This window comes from Domibacillus indicus, from assembly GCF_000970685.1.
Lineage (GTDB): Bacteria > Bacillota > Bacilli > Bacillales > Domibacillaceae > Domibacillus > Domibacillus indicus.
This window is the reverse complement of the sequence record NZ_LAJB01000010.1, coordinates 40,355-62,178: the sequence shown is the minus strand read 5'-3', so window position 1 is coordinate 62,178 and position 21,824 is coordinate 40,355. Positions and strand designations below refer to the sequence as shown.

The window sequence follows — 21,824 nt, the reverse complement described above, 5'->3', positions numbered from 1 at the left end:
GTTAACACATAATTTCTTTGTCATGCGGATGCTGTGTATCCGGAAAAATTTCTGTTGGATACTCTCCTGTAAAGCAGGCCATGCACTGGCCGCATTCGCCAAGCGCGCTTTTGCGGTGGCCGATTGCATCAATGGTGCCTTCTACGCTTAAATAAGTCAGGGAATCTGCCCCGATCAATTCACGTAATTCTTCGTTTGTATGGTGAGCTGCAATCAATTCACCTTTTTCAGACGTATCAATTCCATAAAAGCATGGATGCTTAATAGCTGGTGAGCTGATGACAACATGAACTTCTTTTGCCCCCGCTTCTTTCAGCATGGTAACAATCCGCCGGCTTGTTGTGCCGCGTACAATCGAGTCATCCACCATAACAACCTTTTTCCCTTCAACAACGCCGCGTACAGGAGAAAGCTTCATTTTAACTCCCTGCTCACGAAGAGACTGGGACGGCTGAATGAACGTCCGGCCAACATAACGGTTTTTGATTAATCCGAGCTCATATGGAATGCCTGTTGCTTCTGCAAAACCAATAGCGGCAGAAATACTCGAATCCGGAACCCCTGTGACAACATCGGCTTCGAGCACTGCCGGCTCCACTTCTTTCGCGAGCATTTTACCGAGGCGTTTGCGAGCACTGTGAACATTTACGCCATGAATATCACTGTCCGGGCGGGAGAAGTAAACATACTCCATCGTACACATAGCATCACTGATTGCTGCGGCAAACTGTTCAGAATGAAGGCCGGCTTCATTAATGGTAATCAATTCCCCCGGCTCCACGTCGCGTAAAAATTCCGCACCAATAATATCGAAGGCGCATGTTTCAGACGCAACCACATAAGCGTCACCAAGCTTTCCGATTGAAAGCGGGCGCAGTCCCTGCGGATCAAGCGCCACATGCATTTCGTTTTCCGTCATGACAAGAAACGCATAAGCTCCTTTTACCATAGAAAGAGCCGTTTTCAGACGGTCTTTGATCGTGCCGTACGTGCTGCGGCGGATTAAGTGTGCCAGTACTTCAGTATCAGACGTTGTCTGAAAAATGCTTCCCTGGGCTTCCAGCTCACGCTTCAGCGATGTGGCGTTTACAAGGTTGCCGTTATGGGCAAGCGCAAGGCTGCCTGTTTGAAAGTGGAACAGAAGCGGCTGTACGTTTTGATAGCCGCCTCCTCCTGCTGTTTGGTAACGTACATGCCCGATAGCTGCTGATCCTGTCAATCCGTTGACGATGTCCTGATTGAAAATTTCTGTGACAAGCCCTTCACCTTTATGGCCGCGGAGGCGTTCGCCGTCGCTCATCACGACACCGGCGCCTTCCTGTCCGCGGTGCTGCAGGCTTTGCAGGCCGTAATATGTGATTTGCGAAGCATTTTCGTGTCCGAAAACCCCGAAGACGCCACACTCTTCATTTAAGCCTCTGAGTTCAGCAAGCATGGAATAGCTCCTTTCCAGGCATCCTCCAGTTCACTAACTGGTGCCTGTACCACTTCTTCTCCGTTAATTGAAATTGCCGCCACTGGCTGAGCTGTTACTTCACCAATTTGTTTCGCATCCTGCACGGCTGCTTCAAATGCTTCTTTGTGTTCCGGCTTCACTGTAACAACGAAGCGTGACTGTGTTTCCGCAAAAAGAACCGCTGCTGCTTCACCCTGGAGAGAAACACGGGCGCCAAGACCTGTGCCGAATAATTTCTCAACAAGCGCTACAGCAAATCCTCCTTCTGAAATGTCATGAGCAGACTGCACAAGACCAGACTGAATTGCCCCAAGAAGAGCGTCCTGTCGGGCTTTTTCTACTGTTAAATCAATTTCCGGAGATTTCCCGAAAATTTTGCCGCCGTTCATCATTTTTTGCAGCTCACTGCCGCCAAACTCATTTGCAGCATCGCCAATCACATAAACAAGGTCACCGGCCTGCTTTGCCGCCTGTGTTGTAATATGGTTAATGTCTTCAACCAGGCCGACCATCCCGATAATCGGTGTTGGATAAATCGCTGTGCCGTTTGTTTCATTGTAAAGAGATACATTTCCGCCAATAACCGGCGACTGAAGCGCAAGGCATGCTTCACTGATGCCGTCTGCCGATTGCTCAAGCTGCCAGAATACACCCGGATTTTCAGGGCTTCCATAGTTCAATCCGTCTGTGATGGCAAGCGGGCGCGCACCGGACGCCACAATGTTCCGTGCTGCTTCTGCCACAGCAATTTTGCCGCCCGTTTTCGGATCAAGATAAATGTAGCGTGCATTGCAGTCTGTTGTCATGGCAAGCGCTTTGTTCGTGCCGCGCAGGCGGATAACCGCTGCGTCAGAGCCTGGAGCCACAACCGTGTTTGTGCGAACCTGGTAATCGTACTGGTCATATACCCACTCTTTGCTTGCAATCGTCGGCTGCTGAAGCAATTTCACAAGTGTTTCTTTATAATCTGTAACCTCTGGTGCTGTGTTCTCCATCGCCTGGAATTCACGATAATATTCCGGTTCTGCAGACGATTTATGGTAAACCGGCGCATCCTCGGCAAGTGCATCGACCGGCACCTCTGCTGCCACTTCACCTTTATGGATTAAACGAAGCATTTTGTCATCCGTTACCACACCAACAGACGCTGCTTCAAGGCCGTACTTCGCAAAAAGGTCTTCGATTTCTTTTTCATGTCCTTTTTTCACAACAATCAGCATGCGCTCCTGTGATTCAGACAGCATCATTTCATATGGTGTCATGCCTGTTTCACGCTGCGGAATTAAATCAAGATTCATCTCGATCCCTGATCCGGATTTTGACGCCATTTCTGCTGACGAGCTTGTTAAGCCGGCTGCACCCATATCCTGGATTCCGACAAGAATGTCCTGGTGGTTGTAAATAAGCTCGAGGCATGCTTCAAGAAGCAGCTTTTCCATGAACGGATCGCCAACCTGTACCGCCGGGCGTTTTTCGTCTGAGCTCTCGCTTAGTTCTTCTGAAGCGAATGTCGCTCCGTGAATTCCATCGCGCCCTGTTTTCGCACCTACATACATTACTGTATTGCCAGTGCCTTTTGCCTGGCCTTTTTGAATATCTTTATGATCAATTAACCCGACACACATTGCGTTCACAAGCGGGTTGCCGTCATAAGATGGATCGAAGGCAATTTCGCCGCCGACTGTCGGGATACCGATACAGTTTCCGTAACCGGCGATGCCTGCAACAACTTCTTCAAATAAATATTTCACGCGTGATGTTTCAAGTTCACCGAAACGAAGTGAATTTAAAACCGCCACTGGACGGGCACCCATGGAAAATACGTCACGGATAATACCGCCAACACCTGTTGCTGCGCCCTGGTAAGGTTCAATAGCGGATGGATGGTTATGACTTTCAATTTTAAATACAACCGCCTGATTGTCACCAATATCCACGATACCGGCTCCTTCACCCGGCCCCTGCAAAACGTGCTCGCCTTTTGTCGGGAAACGGCTCAGGACAGGCTTTGAATTTTTATAGCTGCAATGCTCAGACCACATCACCGAGAAAAGACCTGTTTCTGCGTAGTTTGGCAGACGCCCGAGAATTTCTTCTACTTTAGCAAATTCTTCGTCTGTTAAGCCCATTGAGCTGTATAGTTTTTCGTCTTTAATTTGCTGCGGATTCGGTTCAAGCATTAACGACATGAGAGTCCCTCCAGTGTTTCACGATTGATTGAAAAAGTTTAAGTCCGTCTGCGCTGCCAAGAAGTTCATCAACTGCCCGCTCCGGATGCGGCATCATGCCGAGTACGTTGCCTTTTTCATTGGTAATGCCGGCGATATCGGAAAGACTTCCGTTTACATCACTTGCATAGGTAAAAGCGATTTGATTGTTTTCCTGCAATTTTGCCAGTGTTGCTTCGTCGCAGTAATAGTTTCCTTCACCATGCGCAACTGGAATGCTGATTTTTTCTCCTTTTTTGTACAGAGAAGTAAACATTGTTTCATTGTTTTCAACAGACAGCTCTACCGTCCGGCAAATAAACTTTAAGTTTTTGTTGCGAAGCATTGCGCCTGGAAGAAGACCGGATTCAAGCAGGATTTGGAAGCCGTTGCAAACACCTAAAACCGGCTTGCCCGCTTCCGCCGCTTTTTTCACGGCCGCCATCACCTTTGACATATGAGCGATTGCTCCCGAACGCAGGTAGTCGCCATATGAAAAGCCGCCTGGAAGCAAAATACCGTCATACTCATCAAGGTTATCGGCATCATGCCAGACAAGATCAACCTGCTCTCCTAGTTCATCTTTTACCGCATGGTACATGTCCACGTCACAGTTAGATCCTGGAAATACGATGACTGCAAATTTCACTGTTTTGCACCTTCCTCGATTTCATATCGGTAATCCTCAATAACCGGGTTTGACAAAAGCTTTTCACATACTTCTTTGACTGTGCCCTCTACGTCACGGACAGAATCATCGAATTGAAGCTCCATGTATTTGCCGATGCGCACATCTTCTACTCCCTGGTAGCCAAGGCTTGACAGGGATTGCTGCACAGCTTTTCCTTGCGGGTCTAGTACACTTTCACGAAGAGTTACATAAACTTTTACTTTATACATTATAGAGTTCCTCCAAGTCGATTGTAGATTTCGGTGTATGCTTCTGTCAGTCCGCCAAGATCCCGGCGGAATAAGTCTTTATCGAGTTTGCGGTTTGTGCCTTTTTCCCATAGGCGGCATGTATCCGGAGAAATTTCATCAGCCAGGAGAATGCTTCCATCCGTTTGGCGGCCAAATTCAATTTTAAAGTCAACGAGATCAACGCCCATTTCACTGAACAGCGGAATCAGCACCTCATTGACGCGAAGAGCTTCTTTTTTCAAAATTTGCACTTCTTCAGGTGCCGCTGCACCCAGCAGGCGGATATGGTCTTCCGTCAGAAGCGGATCACCAAGGTCATCATTTTTGAAATAAAACTCAACAATCGGCTCACTAAACCGGACACCTTCTTCAAAGCCAAGCCGCTTCGCAATACTGCCTGCGGCAATATTGCGAACAACAACTTCAAGCGGAATAATATCAACATGCTTCACAAGCTGTTCGTTTTCGGACAGCTGCTTGACAAAATGAGAGGCAATGCCTTTTTCAGCAAGCTTTTCGAATAACAGCCCTGTAATCAAATTGTTTAAGCGGCCTTTTCCGTCAATCTCAGCTTTTTTTTCTCCATTAAATGCGGTAGCCGAATTTTTATATTCAATCCAGACAATGCCTTCCTGGTCCGTTGCATAAATGCGTTTTGCTTTTCCTTCGTAGAGCTGCTTGCCTTTTTGCATGATGTGATCCCCCTCAGATTCCGGTTTAGTTAAGGCCAATACGGTCAAAAATCGTGTCGACATGCTTGATATGGTAGTTGTAGTCAAAGCAGTCGGCAATCTCTTCCGGCGTTAACTTCGATGTAATCGTTTCATCCGCTTCTACCAGTGAACGGAATTGAACTTGCTTGTCCCATGCTTCCATGGCCCGCGGCTGAACAGTATCATAAGCTGCTTCACGCGCCATGCCTTTATCGATCAGGGCAAGAAGAATGCGCTGTGAGTAAATAAGGCCGAGCGTACGGTCCATATTGCGTTTCATATTTTCAGGGAATACCGTCAGGTTTTTCACAATATTGCCGAAACGGTTCAGCATGTAATTCAAAGCAATCGTTGCATCCGGCAGAATTACGCGCTCTGCAGATGAATGGGAAATATCGCGCTCATGCCAGAGCGATACATTTTCATACGCTGTGACCATATGGCCGCGAATTACACGCGCAAGGCCAACCATGTTTTCAGATCCGATTGGATTTCGTTTATGCGGCATCGCAGACGAGCCTTTTTGTCCTTTTGCAAATGCTTCTTCTACTTCGCGTGTCTCGGACTTTTGCAGGCCGCGGATTTCTGTTGCGAATTTTTCAATCGACGCAGCAACAAGAGCAAGAGTGGCCATATAGTGTGCATGACGGTCACGCTGAAGAGTCTGCGTTGAAACAGGTGCCGGCTTTGTGCCGAGTTTTTCACACACATATTTTTCAACGAAAGGATCAATATTCGCATAAGTACCGACCGCTCCGGAAATTTTCCCATACTGGACGCCATCTGCGGCATCGTTAAAGCGTTCCAGGTTCCGTTTCATTTCTTCGTACCAGAGCGCCATCTTCAAGCCGAATGTTGTCGGCTCTGCATGAACACCGTGTGTGCGGCCCATCATTACCGTGTGTTTATGTTCAATGGCTTTATCACGAAGGATGTCAATAAAGTTTTCGATGTCTTTACGTAAAATGTCGTTCGCCTGCTTTAATAGATAAGAAAGGGCTGTATCTACAACATCTGTTGACGTTAATCCGTAATGGACCCATTTGCGTTCTTCTCCAAGCGTTTCGGATACGGCGCGGGTAAAAGCAACAACGTCATGGCGTGTTTCCAGCTCGATTTCGTTGATGCGGTTAATATCGAAGCTTGCGTTCTCGCGAAGTTTCTGTACATCCTCTTTTGGAATTTCGCCAAGCTCTGACCATGCCTCGCAGGCTAGAATTTCTACTTCAAGCCACGCTTTAAATTTGTTTTCTTCCGTCCAGATGCTGCCCATTTCAGGTCGTGTATAGCGTTCGATCATTAGTTGTCATCCTCCGATTAATCAATCAATTTATTTTTGCCAAATACGGCTTTCATCAATTTCAGAAAGTGTTTCTTCGAGATTCTCCGTTAAAATGGTAACATGCCCCATTTTCCGTTTTTCTTTCGCTTCATCTTTTCCGTACAAATGGATCGACCACTCTGGCTTTTCAGGAATAGCGCTGATCACACCTTCTACATGTTCGCCAAGGATATTGACCATAACGGCCGGTTTTAAAAGCGAAGTGTTTTTCAGCGGCCAGTTGCACACTGCACGAATATGCTGTCCGAACTGGGAAATGCCGCATGCTTCAATCGTATAGTGTCCCGAATTATGAGGGCGCGGTGCTACTTCATTCATGTACAGGCCGCCTTCCGGTGTAACGAACATTTCTACAGCAAGCGTGCCGACAAGAGACAGGGCAGAAGCAATTCTTTCTGCCGCCTCTTTTGCCGCTTCCTCTGTTTCTTTTGAAATACGCGCCGGCACGATGGATTGATGAAGAATGTTATCGACATGAATGTTTTCCGCCGCCGGGAAATATGTTGTTTCCCCTTCCGGATTGCGTGTCACAATAACGGATATTTCTTTGTCAAAGGTAAGCCATTGTTCGAGTACACATTCGCCGTGCTGAAGCAGGACAGCTGCTTGATCCGCCTCTTCTGCATTCCGCAGCACAAACTGCCCTTTTCCATCATAGCCGCCGGTTGCTGTCTTTAAAACAGCCGGCAGGCCTAGATCTTCTATCCCCTGCTTCAGCTCTTTCATCGTACGAATGACTCGGTATGGGGCTACTTTAACGCCTGCTTTTGTCAGGGCTTCTTTTTCATGCACCCGGTTTTGCGTAATACGGATTAATTCCGCACCCTGTGGAATGTAAGCTGTATTCATCAGCTCTTTTAAGCCTTCGTAATCAATATTTTCAAATTCGTATGTGATAACATCACTTACATCAGCCAGCTGCTTTAATGCCTCTTTATCGTTATAAGGGGCCTGGATAACAATATCGGCCGTTTGCGTGCAGGGCGCTCCTTCTGCCGGCTCCAAAACGGCAATACGGAAACCCGCTTCTTTTGCGGCCATTGCCATCATGCGGCCGAGCTGTCCTCCGCCAATGATGCCAATGGTCTTTCCCGGTTTAATCATCTCTCTAGCCAAGCTGATCACTGCTTTCTAGAACTGTTTTTTCTGTTTCCTTCCGGCGCTTGTTTAATCGCTCTGCTACGTCAGCATTTGCAATCGACAAAATTTGCGCTGCAAGCAAACCTGCATTTACAGCACCGGCTTTGCCGATCGCTGTTGTTGCAACTGGCACGCCTCCAGGCATTTGAACGATGGACAGAAGAGAATCAAGTCCGTTTAACGCTTTTGATTGAACAGGAATACCAATCACCGGCAGCGTTGTTTTTGCCGCTGTCATTCCCGGTAAGTGGGCCGCTCCGCCTGCTCCGGCAATAATTACTTTAATCCCGCGCTCACGGGCTGTTTCCGCATATTCGAACATTAAATCAGGTGTCCGGTGGGCGGAAACCACTTTTTTTTCATATGCAATTTCAAGCTCGTCAAGCACGTCACAGGCGTGTTTCATCGTTTCCCAGTCAGATGTGCTGCCCATAATAACACCTACTTCAATCGCCATCTTGATCCTCCATTTTGTGAGATTATTTTACATAAAAAAACGGGCAGACCGCTTCTTCTAGTAAATAGGAGAAAGCGATCCGCCCGCAGTCGTTCGAGATTTCGAATGCTTTCCCCATAGTCGGCTGTTTACGGCAGCCGGTAGAAACTCGCGGGCCATATTCCCGCTATTATATGAGGTGCTTTATTGTCATCTACATATTAACAATCCAAAGAAGGGCTGTCAACAAAAAATCGAACGATGTTTATCACTTATATTTTAATGTTCGTATTTACGTCATTATTTTTCCTTCAAAGACGATTTCACGGCCGATCGGGACATAAATTGTCTCTCCATTCTCTTTCCGTTCTTCAAACAACGGTTTTTCGATACGCCGGGCTGGCATATAGCCTTCCCGCTTCATTCGTGCCAGGCAGTCATCAATGGTTTCATTTTCTTCCACTCGAAAATTTCTCTTTTTGCTCATCGCATTAACTTTCCTTTTCTCACTTGTTTTACCCAGAAGCCGCCGTGAATCGACTTCGGTTCGTAGGCAATAATAAACGCTTTTGGATCAAGCTCTTTAATTCTTTCATAAAGCTTCAGCTCATACTTGCGCGGCGTTAAAATCTGCATCGCCATCCGTTCGCCTTCAAGCCCGTTCGCTGCCCAGCTCGTTACCCCGTATCCTTCTTCACGAAGTGTTTTCGGCAGATCTTTATCATATTCTTTCGTAATCACATTTACTGTAATATAACCAAGAGCCAGCTTTTCCTCAATTTTCATGCCGACGATAACCCCAAGACCGTATCCGACAGCATACGCAATCAGATTTTGAATTTCATTTAAGTTATCGAGCACAAGCCCAAGGCCGACTACGTAAATAACTACCTCGATAGTGCTGACAAAAGCCGCTGTGTAGCGGTATCCCTTTAGTGTCAATATCATGCGGATCGTAAAAAACGACACATACACAATATTAATCAGCAAAATAATAACAACCATAAATAAAGCGTTATCCAGCAAAATTTTTCACCCCTCTTTGACGGCAGTTTATCATACCGCCAGCAATTAAAAAAGCCTCAGCTGACGAATCAGCTGAGGCGGATTGTTTCCTATTTAATAGTAATGACGTCTGCATCGCCATTTTTCACTGTGCCCGGCTTTTCAACCGTCACCGATTGTCCTTCTGCAAGGTTTGTGAAAATAATTGGCGTGATCGTTGATGTTGCATTGTTTGCAATATAATCTAAATCAACTTTCAAGAGCGGCTGGCCTGCTTTTACTTCGTCGCCTTCCGCTACAAGCGCTTCAAATCCTTCACCGTTTAATTTCACTGTATCAATACCGAAGTGAATCAGTATTTCACGGCCGTTATCTGCCGTAATACCAATCGCATGCTTCGTCGGGAATACATTGATGATTTTACCGTTTACCGGAGATACAACTGTGCCGTCATTCGGCTTGATTGCAAAACCATCACCCATCATTTTTCCAGAGAAAACAGGGTCAGGCACTTCTGTGATTGGCAGAATTTCACCAGAAATTGGAGCAACAAACTTGCTTTCCACGTCATTGCGGATTGCAGCCGGTGTGGCATTTTCCACTTCTTTTTGTACTTCTTGATCCGTTTTTACGGCTGCTGCTGGACGTGGTGACTTGCCCTTCATAATATCCGCCATTTGATGGCGAAGGCCGTCTGATTTAGGTCCAAAGATGGCCTGGATATTGTTTCCGACTTCAAGGACACCCGCCGCTCCAAGCTGCTTTAAGCGTTTTTTATCAACATTGCCGATATCATTGACGGATACACGAAGACGTGTAATACACGCATCCAAATTGGAAATATTCTCTTTACCGCCCATTGCTTCCAGAATTTCATACGGAAGATCTCCGGCAACCACTGCCGGTGCATCGTCATCTTCTGTATCTTCCGGCTCGCGTCCCGGTGTTGCCAGGTTAAACTTGCGAATCGCAAAGCGGAAACCGAAATAGTAAATAACCGCGAATACAAGGCCGACTGGTATAACAATCCACGCATTTGTCTGCGGGTTTAAAAGACCAAACAATGTGTAATCGATCAAACCCCCAGAGAACGTCATACCGATTTTTACATCTAGAAGATGCATTGTCATAAATGAAAGACCCGCAAAGATTGCGTGCACTCCAAACAGAATAGGTGCAACAAACAGGAACGAGAACTCAAGCGGCTCTGTAATACCTGTTAAGAACGAAGTTAATGCCGCAGAACCCATAAGGCCGGCAACAACTTTTTTACGCTCCGGACGCGCTTCATGGTAAATGGCAAGCGCGGCAGCCGGCAGGCCGAACATCATAAATGGATATTTACCTGTCATAAACGTACCTGCTGTCAAGTCCTGTACTCCATCACGAATTTGAGCCATAAACATAGGCTGGTCACCACGGACAAGCTCGCCTGCAGCTGTTGTATACTGGCCAAATTCATACCAGAATGGTGAATAGAAAATGTGATGAAGGCCAAATGGAATCAAGCTGCGTTCAATTACACCAAAGATAAACGCTGAAATAGCAACGTTTCCGCCTAATAATACATGAGAGAAAGCGTCCAAACCGTTTTGGATTGGCGGCCAAATCACAATCAGCAATAAGCCGATTACTACAGCGGCAGCAGCCGTTGCAATTGGAACAAACCGTTTACCGGCAAAGAAACCTAAATATGACGGCAATTCGATGTTAAAGAATTTATTGTACATGTAAGCAGCTACAGCCCCGATAATAATCCCGCCAAATACACCTGTTTGCAGGGATGGAATACCTAGAATCAAGGCATAAGCCGGATCGCCGCCTTCTAAAACGGCAATTTTCTCCAGGCCAAGGGCTGTGCCCATAGCTGCATTCATAATTAAATAACCAACGATCGCAGCAAGACCGGCAACGCCGTCCCCTCCTGCAAGTCCTATGGCTACCCCAACTGCGAAAAGTATCGGCAGGTTACCGAAAACAATATCACCGGAGTTTTCCATAACCCCTGCAATATTAACAACCCAGTCGGCTGTTAAAAACGGTGCCAGATCAGTCAGCGTCGGGTTTTGAAGCGCGTTGCCGATTGCAAGCAAAAGACCGGCAGCCGGCAGGATCGCAACCGGCAGCATAAGCGCTTTACCGATTTTTTGAAGCACACCGAAAAGCTTTTTAAACATGTGTTTTCCTCCTCTATTTAAGGATAGTATGTGCATCTCAAAGATGAATCAGCCAGACATAAACGAAAAAAGGCATGAGAAAAGAAGACATCAGAAAACAGAAGTCCTAAAAACCCCTATTTTCTCTGTATCTCCTTTACTCATGCCTGATCGTATCAGTAACACGTAAAGAACAATGTAATTATTTCATTTTTGTCTGAATCCGTTGCAAATGCATCGTTAAATAAACCGCTTCCGCATCGTACACTGGATGTTTTAATGTCTGCTGCATTATCTTGATCAGCTTCCACGACAAATTATAGCATACGGGATATTCCGTTTTCAACAGATTTGCGATTTTTTCTGGTTCTTCGACTTTTTCTCCCCGCACTACCCGTTCAATTGTGTAGCGGATATGACGCACAAGCCGCATATAATCAATACTTTCTTTATCAAGCTCTACCTCGAGCTGAGATTCAATCATTCTAATCAGCTTTGCTATTAATTCTGAATGGCGGCTTAAGTCCCGGACATTTTTATTCGCGATGGCGCTGTGAATATGAAGAGCAATAAATCCGGTTTCTCCTTCCGGCAGGCTGATTGTCAGCTTGCTGTTGATCAATTTTGTTACTTCAACTGCGATTTCATATTCAAACGGATAGAGCGCTTTCGTTTCTAATAAAAATGGATTACTGATTCCCATGCCGCGCATCATCCGGTTTACTGCAAATAATAAGTGATCCGTTAAGCCGACGTGAATGTGCTCGTTCAACGTTTCCCCCACTCGTTCGCGGATCAATTCAACAGCCGCAATAATGACTTTCAGCGTTTCGTCATCTAACTGCGGCAGCAATTTTTTGTATTGCTCCTGCTCGCTCCGATCGGTTAAAACAAACAGCTTCTCAACGGAACTGCGGATAATGCTGTCCCCTTTCTGGCGGCCAAAACCAATTCCCCTTCCGATCAGGACCACTTCTGTCTCGTCCTGCGTGGCCGCGATAAGCACATTATTATTTAGTACTTTTCTCACAAAAAATTTCTCCATAGCACATCCTCGTTGTTCTTTTTTTAACAGTATAGCATGATGCCCGATAAAAAAAACACCTCTCTGTTTTGCAGAGAGGTGTTACTCACTATTTTAAGAAAATAAAGTACAGAACGAATACAACAAATAAAAGATACATAATTGGGTGAATTTCTTTCGAACGGCCTTTTACGATCATCGTAATAGGGTAGAAAATAAAGCCCATCGCAATTCCTGTTGCAATGCTGTAAGCTAACGGCATTGTAATAATGGTCAGGAAGGCAGGAACGGCAATTTCAAATTTCGACCAGTCAATTTTACCAAGCGATGACACCATGAGCACTCCCACAATAATGATTGCCGGAGCTGTTACATGCGAAGTGATAACCGACAATAACGGGAAGAAAAACAGCGACAGCAGGAAGAAAATTCCCGTTACAACCGCCGCAAGTCCTGTTCGGGCTCCGGCGGCCACTCCTGCTGATGATTCAACGTAAGAAGTGGTGGTGGATGTCCCAAGAAGAGCGCCTGCCACAGTTGCACATGAATCGGCGAATAGCGCTTTTCCTGCCCGCGGAAGCTTATTATCCTTCATCAAGCCCGCCTGGTTTGCGACGCCTACAAGCGTACCTGCTGTATCAAAGAAGTCTACAAACAAAAATGTTAATACAATTACAAGCATCTGCAGCGTAAACACTTCACCCGGCGTTTGAAAAATATTTTCAAGTGCTACCCCAAAAGTTGGGGCCACGCTTGGAACCCCTGAAACGATTTTTTCCGGAAGAGCAACCAGTCCAAAGATCATGCCCACTACTGCTGTAACCAGCATACCGTAAAAAATTCCGCCGCTGATCCCTTTCGCCATCATGATAACAGTAACGATTAAACCAAAAATCGCCAGCAGCGTCGGACCGGCGCTTAAGTCTCCAAGACCGACAAGCACCGCATCATCATTAACAATAATACCGGCATTTTGAAAGCCGACAAAGGTAATAAACAGGCCAATCCCGGCGCTGACTGCGTACTTTAATTCAGCTGGAATCGCGTTAATAATTGTTTCGCGCAGCCCGGTCAATGTCAATATAATGAAGATAAGCCCGGAGAATAAAACCCCTGTCAGCGCCGTCTGCCACGGAATACCGTATGTTAAAATAACTGTATAAGCGAAAAAGGCATTTAATCCCATACCCGGGGCAAGCCCGATTGGATATTTCGCCAGAAGCCCCATGATAATCGAGCCGATCGCCGCGGCAAGCGCCGTTGCTGTAAAGACCGCTCCGTAATCCATCCGCATTGCATCGGGCAAATCTGGTACGGACTCCAGTGACAAGGTAAGCGGATTGACAACCAGAATATATGCCATTGACAAAAATGTTGTCAGGCCGCCAATAAACTCACGGCTGTACGTAGTTCCGAGTTCATCCATACGGAAAAACTTTTTCATTCTTTTTTCTCCCTTCGATCTTATATTCGAACGAAAAATACCCGGAGCAGGGATGCTCCGGGTACGACTAACAAAAGAATTTAGAAAGAGGCTTATCTCCTTCCATTCATTCGTAGTCGGACCATTTACGGCAGTCCGGTAGAAACTGTCAAGCCTTATTCTCGACGATATACGATGCATGTAAAAGTAATAAAGTTCTCTTTCATTTTAGCGATATATTATTGATACGTCAATATAAAACACGAACAAAATGTTTCATTTATTTCATTTCGTTCGTTTTATTCCCATTCAATAGTTGCAGGCGGCTTGCTTGTAATATCATACACCACGCGGTTTACATGAGCGACTTCATTTACAATCCGTGTTGAAATCACTTCGAGCACATCCCATGGAATACGGGCCCAGTCAGAAGTCATACCGTCTATTGACGTAACGGCACGGATGCCGACCGTGTAATCATACGTACGTGCATCTCCCATTACACCGACGCTGCGGATGTCGGGAAGAACTGTGAAATACTGCCAAATTTCGCGTTCCAGGCCGTGATTCGCCACTTCTTCACGTAAAATGGCATCTGATTCACGAACGATTTCCAGCTTTTCTTCTGAAATTTCTCCAAGTACACGGATGCCAAGACCCGGTCCCGGGAACGGCTGGCGCCAAACGATATGATCTGGAATGCCGAGCTCTGTGCCAAGCGCACGAACTTCGTCTTTAAATAGCGTGTTGAGCGGCTCAATCAATTTAAACTGCATATCTTCCGGCAGCCCGCCCACGTTATGATGGGACTTAATTGTTTGGGCAGTTGCTGTGCCGCTTTCAATGATATCCGTGTATAGCGTTCCCTGAGCCAAAAATTCGATGCCTTCCAGTTTGGATGCTTCATCATCAAATACATAAATAAACTCGTTGCCGATGATTTTCCGCTTTTGCTCCGGATCCGATACACCGGCCAGTTTATTCATAAACCGGTCTTTTGCATCTACTTTAATGATATTAATATTAAAGCCATTTGCGAAGGTATCCATTACCTGTTCCGCTTCGCCTTTGCGAAGAAGGCCGTGATCCACAAAAATACACGTTAATTGGTCGCCGATTGCTTTATGAATCAATACAGCAACTACTGATGAATCCACGCCGCCCGACATAGCGCAAAGTACCTTTTTGTCTCCGACGATCTGGCGGATTTTCTCCACTTCGATTTCTACATAGTTTTCCATTGACCAGTCGCCTGTACACTCGCATACGCCAAACACAAAGTTTTTCAAAAGTTCGTTTCCGTATACAGAATGCTTTACTTCCGGATGGAATTGAACAGCATACAGGTTTTCCGCTTTATTGCTCATAGCCGCAATCGGGCAGGATGGGCTGACAGCATCAATAGTAAATCCAGCCGGCGCTTCTGTCACAAGATCACTGTGGCTCATCCAGACTACCTGCTCATTTGGAAGATCTGTAAACAGGGCAGATTCATTTTGGACGTTGATAGCCGCTTTGCCGTATTCCCGGTGTGATGCTTTTGAAACCGTACCGCCAAAGTGTTTTGTCATCAGCTGCATGCCGTAGCAAATGCCAAAGATCGGCACATCCAGGTCGAAAATACGTTCGTCACAATGAAAGGCATCATCTGCATACACACTGTTTGGGCCTCCCGAAAAAATAATTCCTTTCGGGTTTATCTCTTTGATTTCTTCTGCCGTGATTGTATGGGGATGAAGTTCGCTATAGACGCCAAACTCACGGATACGGCGTGTAATTAACTGGTTGTACTGGCTTCCAAAGTCAAGTACAAGAATCATTTCCTGGTGTTGCAATTCTGATTTCCCTGTCATGTTTTTACTCTCTTCCCTTCAATTCCGTATTATCGGAAACCTTTGTCTATTTTTGTTCGTCTTCACACATTTTGACCTCATTTTATATGGTTCACCGGAGACGGTCAAGGCGTTGCCTTTTTTATTGAAAATTCAAATAATAATTCAAACAGCTTGTTCTTTGGCGGCGGTCATCAGTTGAAGCGCTTCATTTCTTTAAAGGGCTTTAAGCCCGCCTGGTTTATGATAGGAGCAACTGTATTCCTTTAAACATTCCCTGCTTATCAAAAAAGCTTCCCGGCTTGCGCCGGAAAGCGTTAGTTTTTCCAGAAATCATCAAATACACTTATAGGCAAGTGACGTTTATGACGTGTTTTGGTAAAGTGGCTTTCAATTTTCTCAGCGGCTTCAGCCGGAACTTCTTTTCCTTCTAAATAATCATCAATATACTCATAGGAAACACCCAATGCAGCTTCATCTGGAATCAGTGGTTTGTTGTCTTCCAGATCGGCTGTCGGCACCTTCAAGTATAAATGCTCGGGCGCTCCAAGTTCTTTCAGCATAGACCGGCCCTGGCGTTTGTTTAAACGGAATAATGGCACTACATCCGCCGCTCCATCTCCATATTTTGTGTAAAACCCAGTCACCGCTTCAGCCGCGTGATCGGTGCCAATCACAACAGCACTTTTGGCTGCGGCAACCGCATATTGGACCTTCATCCGCTCACGCGCTTTGTCATTTCCTTTGATAAAATCAGATATGTTGATCCCTGCAGATTCCAACGCCTGCTCGCTTGCATCGACAGCTCCTTTAATATTGACAGTGAGCTGCTCATCCGCCCCGATAAAGTTCATTGCATCCTGGGCATCCTGCTCATCTTTTTGTACCCCATAAGGAAGGCGCACTGCATAAAATCGATAGTCTCTGCCTGTTTCTTTCCGAAGCTCTTCTACTGCCAGCTGGGCGAGGCGGCCGGCAAGCGTTGAGTCTTGTCCACCGGAAATACCGAGTACAAATCCTTTTAAAAATGAATGGTGCTGGAGATAGTCTTTGAGAAAATCAATACTGCGGCGAATTTCTTTTTGCGGATCAATTTGCGGCTGCACCTGCAGTTCTTCAATAATTTCTTTTTGTAGTTCACGCATGATACAAGAATTCTCCTTTCATTCTGTTTCTTTCTTGTATCATACCACTTCTGTATGTGAATGAACCAACAAAAGCACAAAAGCTCAATGCCCTGCTTAAAAAGCATAATCTTTTAAAAAAGCAGTGTAATGGAATAAAAGCTGCTCTCATTCTTTTCCGAAAAGCAGCCTGTAAACCCATTTATTCAGCTTATGTAATTCCGTAATACGCATAAAAATGAAAACATTATCCATACTACTGATCGAGAGCTGGCTGCATTGCACGCAGCCCTAGAAAAGACGGCCAAAAAGAAATGGCCGTCATACAAAAGTTATAATTCCGGTACAAATGTTTTACAATCCGTTTCTTCGCTTCTGGATGCCTGTTTTCCTTTATGGCTGACGACATAAATAGCCTCTGCTCTGCACTTATTCCCCGGGCTCCAGTATTTGCAGTTGTTCACTTCACAAAGAACATCCTTCGCCATTGCCTCCCACCTCCTCCGCTTTATTATGAGCAGGCGGAACACGAATAATACTTTCCATTTTAAACGTTTGACTCTGAAGCGTTGGGGGAAGAAGCGAAACGACAACTTGATTATGGGGGCATGCAAAAATGGATACGGATTTGTTGGATGTTGTTATTGCAGGCGGCGGGCCCGGCGGACTGAATGCAGCGCTTGTGTTAGGGAGGTCGTTAAAAAAAGTAATGGTAATTGATGAGGCCCATCCCCGAAATGAGGTAACGATTAAATCACACGGCTTTTTAACGAGAGATGGAATAAGCCCTACTGCTCTCCGGCAAATTGCACACGAAGAGCTAAAAACATACAAAAGCGTGACAGTAGTAAAAGATGTGGTAGAAGATGTCGAGCGGCACAACGGTTTTTTTATTACTAAAACAAAAAATGGAAAAATCGTAAAAAGCCAAAAAATGATTTTTGCTACCGGCATGAAAGATCATTTACCGGCCATTCCGGGCTTAGACCTAGTTTATGGAAAAACGGTTTTTCACTGCCCTTACTGCGATGGATGGGAAAGAAAAAACGAGCCGCTCGCGCTGTTTGGCAGCGGAGCAGCCCTTTTGCCTTTTGTAAAACTTATTTTTAACTGGAGCAAGGATTTAATCGTTTTCACAAACGGACCTGCCCATATTGGCACAGAAGAAAAACAACAGCTGGACCAGCACGGGATCCAGCTGGTTGAAACCCCGGTTTCCGGACTGCAGTCAACCGACGGAAAGCTGGAGAAGGTTCTTTTAGAAACCGGAGAGACTTTTAATCGGACAGGCGGGTTTCTGGCTTCAACAGGTGAAAGACAGGGCTCTGCCATTCCTGCCCGTCTTGGCGTCCCGGTAAATGACAGAAATGAATACGAAACCGGCAGCCATGGACAAACAAATATTAACGGTTTATTTATTATTGGCGATGCCAAAAATACGTTTACCAGCTTAATCGGCGCTGCAAGCCAGGGATATGAAGCGGCCGTGAAAATAAATGGCGATTTCGCCGCGGAAAACTGGGATAAAGGATTGACCTGAGCGGCGTTCTTCTCGTTTTATGCCTGCCGCCCGTATTATTTACTTGATTAATTCCATGAGATGCCCGGCTGTTTCTTCAATATTCACCCTTTTGTTCCCTGCTGCCATATCATGAACAGCTCTTATATTCCGGCTGGCATCCAGTATATACATGGAGGTTGAGTGAGTAATAAAGCCCTCCTCCTCTTTTTCATACACCATGTTAAACTGCTCTGCATATTTTTTTGTTTCTTTTTCAGAACCCCGCATAAACAGCCAGTTAGGTGAAGAAATATCAAATGCTTCTTTATACTTTAATATCGTTTGAACGGTATCGTACTCAGGATCAAGCGTAACATACAGGATCGCATACTGATTCTCCGATATTCCTTTTTCCTTTAAGACATTCTGAAGCTTTTTTAAGTCCTGCGTTGTAAGCGGGCAAACATCGGGGCATTTCGTATAAAAAAAAGTGACTAGCACCGGCTTGCCCTCTGTTGAAAATGTATTTCCGCTTACTTCTTTTAAAGAAGCTTCTTTTACTTTTCCGAGCTTGGGAAGGTCTGATAAAGAGACAACAGCAAAATAAAGAAGTAATAACGCCGCACCGGCCAGAACAGCAGCTCCAGCTTTCTTCATCTGCCACTCTCCTTCCTACATTCGTAAAGAATAACGCAATGAGGCTAAAATACACATGTAAAAGCAGGCGGCAGCCACTGGAATGCTGTAAAGATCCGCCATGCCGGCGGCTTCAGCAGGAAGCCTGCATAAAGCGGGATTTTGCAGGACCGCACCGAGCATTGTCCCCGTAAGCGCCCCGGCTGCCCCGTTATAAAGTCCGCTTAAAAGAGCCGGGCTCCTTAAAACAGCACCAAACCTCCAGCCGATCCATAAACCTGAAAGCAGCGGGATTATATAAAAATCAGGAAAAAGTAAAATGAGATACAATCCGGCCAAAAACGATGTAAGCATTGTAACAGCCATGCAGGCGGCCAGAGTAAAATGATCATCAAAAAGCACCTGTTTCTTCTTAAATACACGGTAAAGCCTGTATCCGCCCACGCCATTCCAGCTGCTTAACAGTATAATTAAGAGCAATGGTTTCACGACCTTTGAATAGAAATCATAATGAAAAGCAGGCAAGAAAAAAAGACGACGTGAACAAACCAGATAACCAGGCTGGATGTGTTTATGATTGATCCCAGCATCGGAGACATAAGCCCCATCATAAAGCCATTCGTTACTCCTGTTAAGGCGGTTTGATAATCAAAAAGCAGCCCAAACAGCGTTCCTGCCAGAATGCCGATTACTGCGGAAATAAAGGTGACCACTGTAAAATGAAAGGGGAACTCTGAGATAAGCACGATCCCCGAAAGCAGTGCCGCGGTTCCGCCCATTATCTGGCTGATATTCATGCCGAGTTGAATGCCGATAAGCTTTTTCTTATTAAACGCATATACAAAAGCGCCTATATAGAATAATACGTCTATTGTTAACAGATAAAACAGCGCAGGCATAACCTTCCTGGCACCTCACTTTTATCAGCCAAAGAAGCGGCTGCTTTTTCGCTGTTATCAATATGCAGTTCTTTGAGCCAATATTTCTTCTATCAGCCAGAAATGCGCTAGTTTCTTTCAAAAGATCGCAAACAGGCTGAACTGAACCTGCAGAAGCGCGAGACAGCTTCTCTCTTATTTCAACAGAATGAAAAAGCCCCTCGGGCTGGCCGGGAGCCTTTTCAAAAAACATCTTCTGCTTTACTTTATTACCCGACATGAAACCTTCTCTGAGCGGCACAGGCACAGCCGCTTTTACTTCAGCTTCTTCAGTTCTAATAAAACAAAATCTTTAAACGGCACAAAAGCAGCTGTAACAGAAGCAGCTGCTTCGGCTTCTGCTTCATCCTCAGCCTCTTCCTCTTCTTCCTCTGCCACAAGCTCAGTCAGCTCAGCAGCTTCTGCTTCATCTTCATCAGCCTCTTCAGCTTCTGGAAGTTCTTCTGCTTCTGCAGCAAGGATGGCTGCGTTAAAGACCACATTCGCCTGAGGGTCATCAGTAATGACTGTTACGCGAATTTCAAATGAAAGAACAGGCCCTGCTAAAGGGGCTCCTGTTAATAAATCCGCAAAAAAGTGCTGTGTCTGCCAGGCAGGAACTTTTACTTGTTCTGCCGGCATAACTGGTACAGCCATCGCTTTCATCGGTATGGCCATACCAGCCGGTGTTGTGACAAGGCCAGAAGAAACAGCGGGATCGCCCCAATTCAATACTTCTACTTCTACTTTAACTTCAGAATGATCAAAATTCATAACCGATACCCACAGCTCTTGCGCCGCTTGAGCATTTGTGGCATTTATCACAGGTCCTGACGTATATAATTTTTTAACCTTTCTTTTTTTGAAGTTCACCTTCTTCTCCTCCTTTCCATTGTGATCCGAATTGTTCATTCAGGAAATTTTTTGCGTATCAGTTCTTTTCAGTGCTGCACTGCTCGTATTCCCGATGAGTTATTCGCCCGTTCAGCTCCTTCTTTTTGATCTCAAGTTTTCACCCGGTTTTATATCGTATGAAGATGTGCCCGGGCCCGTATAATGCGTCTAACTAATTTTGCTAAGTTTGCTGGCAGCAATTTCTCCTTCAACACTTAACCTCACAAAGCAATCAAGCCTTCAGCTTTTCTGAAAGAATAATCAAAATTCCCCCACATATAAATTTCCTGTAGTTCTGAGTGAGGGGGAAGCAGATGAAAACCGGTATAAGACTGGATGAATATATTTCCTTGTTGCTTGAAAAAAGACAACGTGAACCACGAAATAAAGATAAGTTTCCTGAAGCAAAGGAAGGCTTCAGCTCCCCCGCTGGGCCGGTACCGACAGAAGAAATACGGCTGTTTGCCGAATATAAGGAGCAGGCAAATCTGCTGCAGATTGCAAAAGCTGCTCCCGAAAAAAGAAAGGTTTTAATGCTAAAAAAGTTTCTGAAAATGCGGCGAAACCAGCAGGTGATCATTTTTTTGCAGAACGGCAATGAAGTTGTTAAAACAACGGGCAGGGTAAACGCTATTGGCCGTGATTTTGTCATGCTTACCACTCCAAAGGAACGAATGTGGATTCCTTTTCACGCAATTGAATCGGCGAACATTCCCTCTGGTGTGCCTCTCTACTCTACAACACACCAGAATATTATTTATGACAATCAGCTAAAAGAGCGCCTTCTTTCGAACTTTGGTGAAACAGTTGCCCGACGCGAGACATTAATTCAGCAGTTTTATGAAGAAACGCTTGCTAGCAGCTTGAATTCCTGGAAGTCATCATGGGTGCGGGTTGAAACAGAAAAAAACGCGGTCACCGGAAAGATTGAAGAAACCAGAAAAAAAATTCTCTATGTTTCTTTTTTTAACGAAAAAAACGATATTGATCTGGCTCATATTGTTCTGATCCGGAGCATACCTTACTTGAGTCTCCTTCCATTAATTGGCCGACGAATAATTAAAAAGCTTGACTGGTAATTACTCAATCAGTAAAGG

Annotated in this window: 22 protein-coding genes and 2 riboswitches; of the genes, 2 read left to right on the top strand and 20 right to left on the bottom strand. The window is 45.4% G+C overall.

Features of this window, described 5'->3' with window-relative positions:
* Window position 1 precedes the first annotated feature (1 nt).
* From purF to VP98_RS18590, 16 genes are all read right to left on the bottom strand, one after another.
* Window positions 2-1,435, bottom strand: coding sequence for an amidophosphoribosyltransferase (purF, locus tag VP98_RS12560; protein ID WP_046175746.1), 1,434 nt, complete (start codon window positions 1,433-1,435; stop codon window positions 2-4).
* The gene (purL, locus tag VP98_RS12555) at window positions 1,411-3,645 is read right to left on the bottom strand and encodes a phosphoribosylformylglycinamidine synthase subunit PurL (RefSeq protein WP_046175745.1); all 2,235 of its coding nucleotides are present in this window, start codon (window positions 3,643-3,645) and stop codon (window positions 1,411-1,413) included. Before purL ends, purF begins: the two co-directional genes overlap by 25 nt.
* A complete protein-coding gene (gene purQ / locus VP98_RS12550) occupies window positions 3,629-4,312 on the bottom strand; it encodes a phosphoribosylformylglycinamidine synthase subunit PurQ (RefSeq protein ID WP_046175744.1) in 684 nt (227 codons plus the stop codon). The genes purL and purQ overlap by 17 nt, the downstream gene beginning before the upstream one ends.
* Window positions 4,309-4,563, bottom strand: coding sequence for a phosphoribosylformylglycinamidine synthase subunit PurS (gene purS, locus VP98_RS12545; protein WP_046175743.1), 255 nt, complete (start codon window positions 4,561-4,563; stop codon window positions 4,309-4,311). The genes purQ and purS overlap by 4 nt, the downstream gene beginning before the upstream one ends.
* Complete coding sequence (gene purC, locus VP98_RS12540; RefSeq protein ID WP_046175742.1) at window positions 4,563-5,276, bottom strand: phosphoribosylaminoimidazolesuccinocarboxamide synthase; 714 nt, start codon at window positions 5,274-5,276, stop codon at window positions 4,563-4,565. Before purC ends, purS begins: the two co-directional genes overlap by 1 nt.
* Before the next feature lie 25 nt (window positions 5,277-5,301).
* Window positions 5,302-6,597 (bottom strand): adenylosuccinate lyase, encoded by a 1,296-nt coding sequence (purB, locus tag VP98_RS12535; RefSeq protein ID WP_046175741.1) that lies wholly within the window; start codon window positions 6,595-6,597, stop codon window positions 5,302-5,304.
* Window positions 6,598-6,627: 30 nt separating this feature from the next.
* Complete coding sequence (gene purK / locus VP98_RS12530; RefSeq protein ID WP_046175740.1) at window positions 6,628-7,755, bottom strand: 5-(carboxyamino)imidazole ribonucleotide synthase; 1,128 nt, start codon at window positions 7,753-7,755, stop codon at window positions 6,628-6,630.
* On the bottom strand, window positions 7,748-8,236 hold the full coding sequence (gene purE / locus VP98_RS12525; protein ID WP_046175739.1) for a 5-(carboxyamino)imidazole ribonucleotide mutase: 489 nt from the start codon (window positions 8,234-8,236) through the stop codon (window positions 7,748-7,750). The genes purK and purE overlap by 8 nt, the downstream gene beginning before the upstream one ends.
* A 97-nt stretch (window positions 8,237-8,333) precedes the next feature.
* Window positions 8,334-8,433, bottom strand: a riboswitch (purine riboswitch).
* A 74-nt stretch (window positions 8,434-8,507) separates the two neighbouring features.
* Window positions 8,508-8,702: an NETI motif-containing protein gene (locus VP98_RS12520; protein ID WP_046175738.1), complete on the bottom strand. Its 195-nt coding sequence runs from the start codon at window positions 8,700-8,702 to the stop codon at window positions 8,508-8,510.
* The gene (locus VP98_RS12515) at window positions 8,699-9,241 is read right to left on the bottom strand and encodes a DUF2179 domain-containing protein (protein ID WP_046175737.1); all 543 of its coding nucleotides are present in this window, start codon (window positions 9,239-9,241) and stop codon (window positions 8,699-8,701) included. Before VP98_RS12515 ends, VP98_RS12520 begins: the two co-directional genes overlap by 4 nt.
* A gap of 89 nt (window positions 9,242-9,330) precedes the next feature.
* Window positions 9,331-11,397: a glucose-specific PTS transporter subunit IIBC gene (gene ptsG / locus VP98_RS12510; protein WP_046175736.1), complete on the bottom strand. Its 2,067-nt coding sequence runs from the start codon at window positions 11,395-11,397 to the stop codon at window positions 9,331-9,333.
* 181 nt (window positions 11,398-11,578) lie between these two features.
* On the bottom strand, window positions 11,579-12,421 hold the full coding sequence (glcT, locus tag VP98_RS12505; protein WP_046175735.1) for a glucose PTS transporter transcription antiterminator GlcT: 843 nt from the start codon (window positions 12,419-12,421) through the stop codon (window positions 11,579-11,581).
* 88 nt (window positions 12,422-12,509) lie between these two features.
* Window positions 12,510-13,844, bottom strand: coding sequence for an NCS2 family permease (locus VP98_RS12500; RefSeq protein ID WP_046175734.1), 1,335 nt, complete (start codon window positions 13,842-13,844; stop codon window positions 12,510-12,512).
* 93 nt (window positions 13,845-13,937) lie between these two features.
* A riboswitch (purine riboswitch) is annotated at window positions 13,938-14,038 on the bottom strand.
* 84 nt (window positions 14,039-14,122) lie between these two features.
* Entirely contained in the window at window positions 14,123-15,676 is a 1,554-nt protein-coding gene (guaA, locus tag VP98_RS12495) for a glutamine-hydrolyzing GMP synthase (protein ID WP_046175733.1), read from the bottom strand.
* 296 nt (window positions 15,677-15,972) lie between these two features.
* Window positions 15,973-16,800 (bottom strand): ammonia-dependent NAD(+) synthetase, encoded by an 828-nt coding sequence (nadE, locus tag VP98_RS12490; RefSeq protein ID WP_046175732.1) that lies wholly within the window; start codon window positions 16,798-16,800, stop codon window positions 15,973-15,975.
* A 311-nt stretch (window positions 16,801-17,111) separates the two neighbouring features.
* Window positions 17,112-17,267 (bottom strand): DUF1540 domain-containing protein, encoded by a 156-nt coding sequence (locus tag VP98_RS18590; protein WP_082087928.1) that lies wholly within the window; start codon window positions 17,265-17,267, stop codon window positions 17,112-17,114.
* 128 nt (window positions 17,268-17,395) lie between these two features.
* Here VP98_RS18590 and VP98_RS12485 point away from each other — a divergent pair, with 128 nt between their 5' ends.
* Window positions 17,396-18,319 carry an NAD(P)/FAD-dependent oxidoreductase gene (locus tag VP98_RS12485; RefSeq protein ID WP_046175731.1) on the top strand — a complete coding sequence of 308 codons (924 nt, stop codon included), beginning with the start codon at window positions 17,396-17,398 and terminating at the stop codon, window positions 18,317-18,319.
* 39 nt (window positions 18,320-18,358) lie between these two features.
* Here the strand turns inward: VP98_RS12485 and VP98_RS12480 are convergent, their stop codons facing one another.
* From VP98_RS12480 to VP98_RS12465, 4 genes are all read right to left on the bottom strand, one after another.
* Window positions 18,359-18,937 carry an SCO family protein gene (locus VP98_RS12480; RefSeq protein WP_046175730.1) on the bottom strand — a complete coding sequence of 193 codons (579 nt, stop codon included), beginning with the start codon at window positions 18,935-18,937 and terminating at the stop codon, window positions 18,359-18,361.
* Between the two features lie 15 nt (window positions 18,938-18,952).
* A complete protein-coding gene (locus tag VP98_RS12475; RefSeq protein ID WP_046175729.1) occupies window positions 18,953-19,396 on the bottom strand; it encodes a hypothetical protein in 444 nt (147 codons plus the stop codon).
* A gap of 5 nt (window positions 19,397-19,401) precedes the next feature.
* On the bottom strand, window positions 19,402-19,815 hold the full coding sequence (locus VP98_RS12470) for a hypothetical protein (protein ID WP_046175728.1): 414 nt from the start codon (window positions 19,813-19,815) through the stop codon (window positions 19,402-19,404).
* A gap of 294 nt (window positions 19,816-20,109) precedes the next feature.
* Window positions 20,110-20,706, bottom strand: a complete 597-nt coding sequence (locus VP98_RS12465) for a hypothetical protein (RefSeq protein ID WP_046175727.1) — start codon at window positions 20,704-20,706, stop codon at window positions 20,110-20,112.
* A gap of 335 nt (window positions 20,707-21,041) precedes the next feature.
* Here VP98_RS12465 and VP98_RS12460 point away from each other — a divergent pair, with 335 nt between their 5' ends.
* Window positions 21,042-21,806 (top strand): hypothetical protein, encoded by a 765-nt coding sequence (locus VP98_RS12460; RefSeq protein ID WP_046175726.1) that lies wholly within the window; start codon window positions 21,042-21,044, stop codon window positions 21,804-21,806.
* The last annotated feature ends 18 nt before the right edge of the window (window positions 21,807-21,824 follow it).

Excerpts from the sequence above, each read along its gene's own strand:
- VP98_RS12520 (WP_046175738.1), bottom strand. The coding sequence starts at position 8,702 with ATGAGCAAAAAGAGAAATTTTCGAGTGGAAGAAAATGAAACCATTGAT.
- VP98_RS18590 (WP_082087928.1), bottom strand. The coding sequence starts at position 17,267 with ATGGCGAAGGATGTTCTTTGTGAAGTGAACAACTGCAAATACTGGAGC.
- purE (WP_046175739.1), bottom strand. The coding sequence starts at position 8,236 with ATGGCGATTGAAGTAGGTGTTATTATGGGCAGCACATCTGACTGGGAA.
- guaA (WP_046175733.1), bottom strand. The coding sequence starts at position 15,676 with ATGACAGGGAAATCAGAATTGCAACACCAGGAAATGATTCTTGTACTT.
- purF (WP_046175746.1), bottom strand. The coding sequence starts at position 1,435 with ATGCTTGCTGAACTCAGAGGCTTAAATGAAGAGTGTGGCGTCTTCGGG.
- purB (WP_046175741.1), bottom strand. The coding sequence starts at position 6,597 with ATGATCGAACGCTATACACGACCTGAAATGGGCAGCATCTGGACGGAA.
- purS (WP_046175743.1), bottom strand. The coding sequence starts at position 4,563 with ATGTATAAAGTAAAAGTTTATGTAACTCTTCGTGAAAGTGTACTAGAC.
- purL (WP_046175745.1), bottom strand. The coding sequence starts at position 3,645 with ATGTCGTTAATGCTTGAACCGAATCCGCAGCAAATTAAAGACGAAAAA.
- VP98_RS12485 (WP_046175731.1), top strand. The coding sequence starts at position 17,396 with ATGGATACGGATTTGTTGGATGTTGTTATTGCAGGCGGCGGGCCCGGC.
- VP98_RS12470 (WP_046175728.1), bottom strand. The coding sequence starts at position 19,815 with ATGCCTGCGCTGTTTTATCTGTTAACAATAGACGTATTATTCTATATA.
- purC (WP_046175742.1), bottom strand. The coding sequence starts at position 5,276 with ATGCAAAAAGGCAAGCAGCTCTACGAAGGAAAAGCAAAACGCATTTAT.
- ptsG (WP_046175736.1), bottom strand. The coding sequence starts at position 11,397 with ATGTTTAAAAAGCTTTTCGGTGTGCTTCAAAAAATCGGTAAAGCGCTT.
- VP98_RS12460 (WP_046175726.1), top strand. The coding sequence starts at position 21,042 with ATGAAAACCGGTATAAGACTGGATGAATATATTTCCTTGTTGCTTGAA.
- VP98_RS12500 (WP_046175734.1), bottom strand. The coding sequence starts at position 13,844 with ATGAAAAAGTTTTTCCGTATGGATGAACTCGGAACTACGTACAGCCGT.
- glcT (WP_046175735.1), bottom strand. The coding sequence starts at position 12,421 with ATGGAGAAATTTTTTGTGAGAAAAGTACTAAATAATAATGTGCTTATC.
- VP98_RS12480 (WP_046175730.1), bottom strand. The coding sequence starts at position 18,937 with ATGAAGAAAGCTGGAGCTGCTGTTCTGGCCGGTGCGGCGTTATTACTT.
- nadE (WP_046175732.1), bottom strand. The coding sequence starts at position 16,800 with ATGCGTGAACTACAAAAAGAAATTATTGAAGAACTGCAGGTGCAGCCG.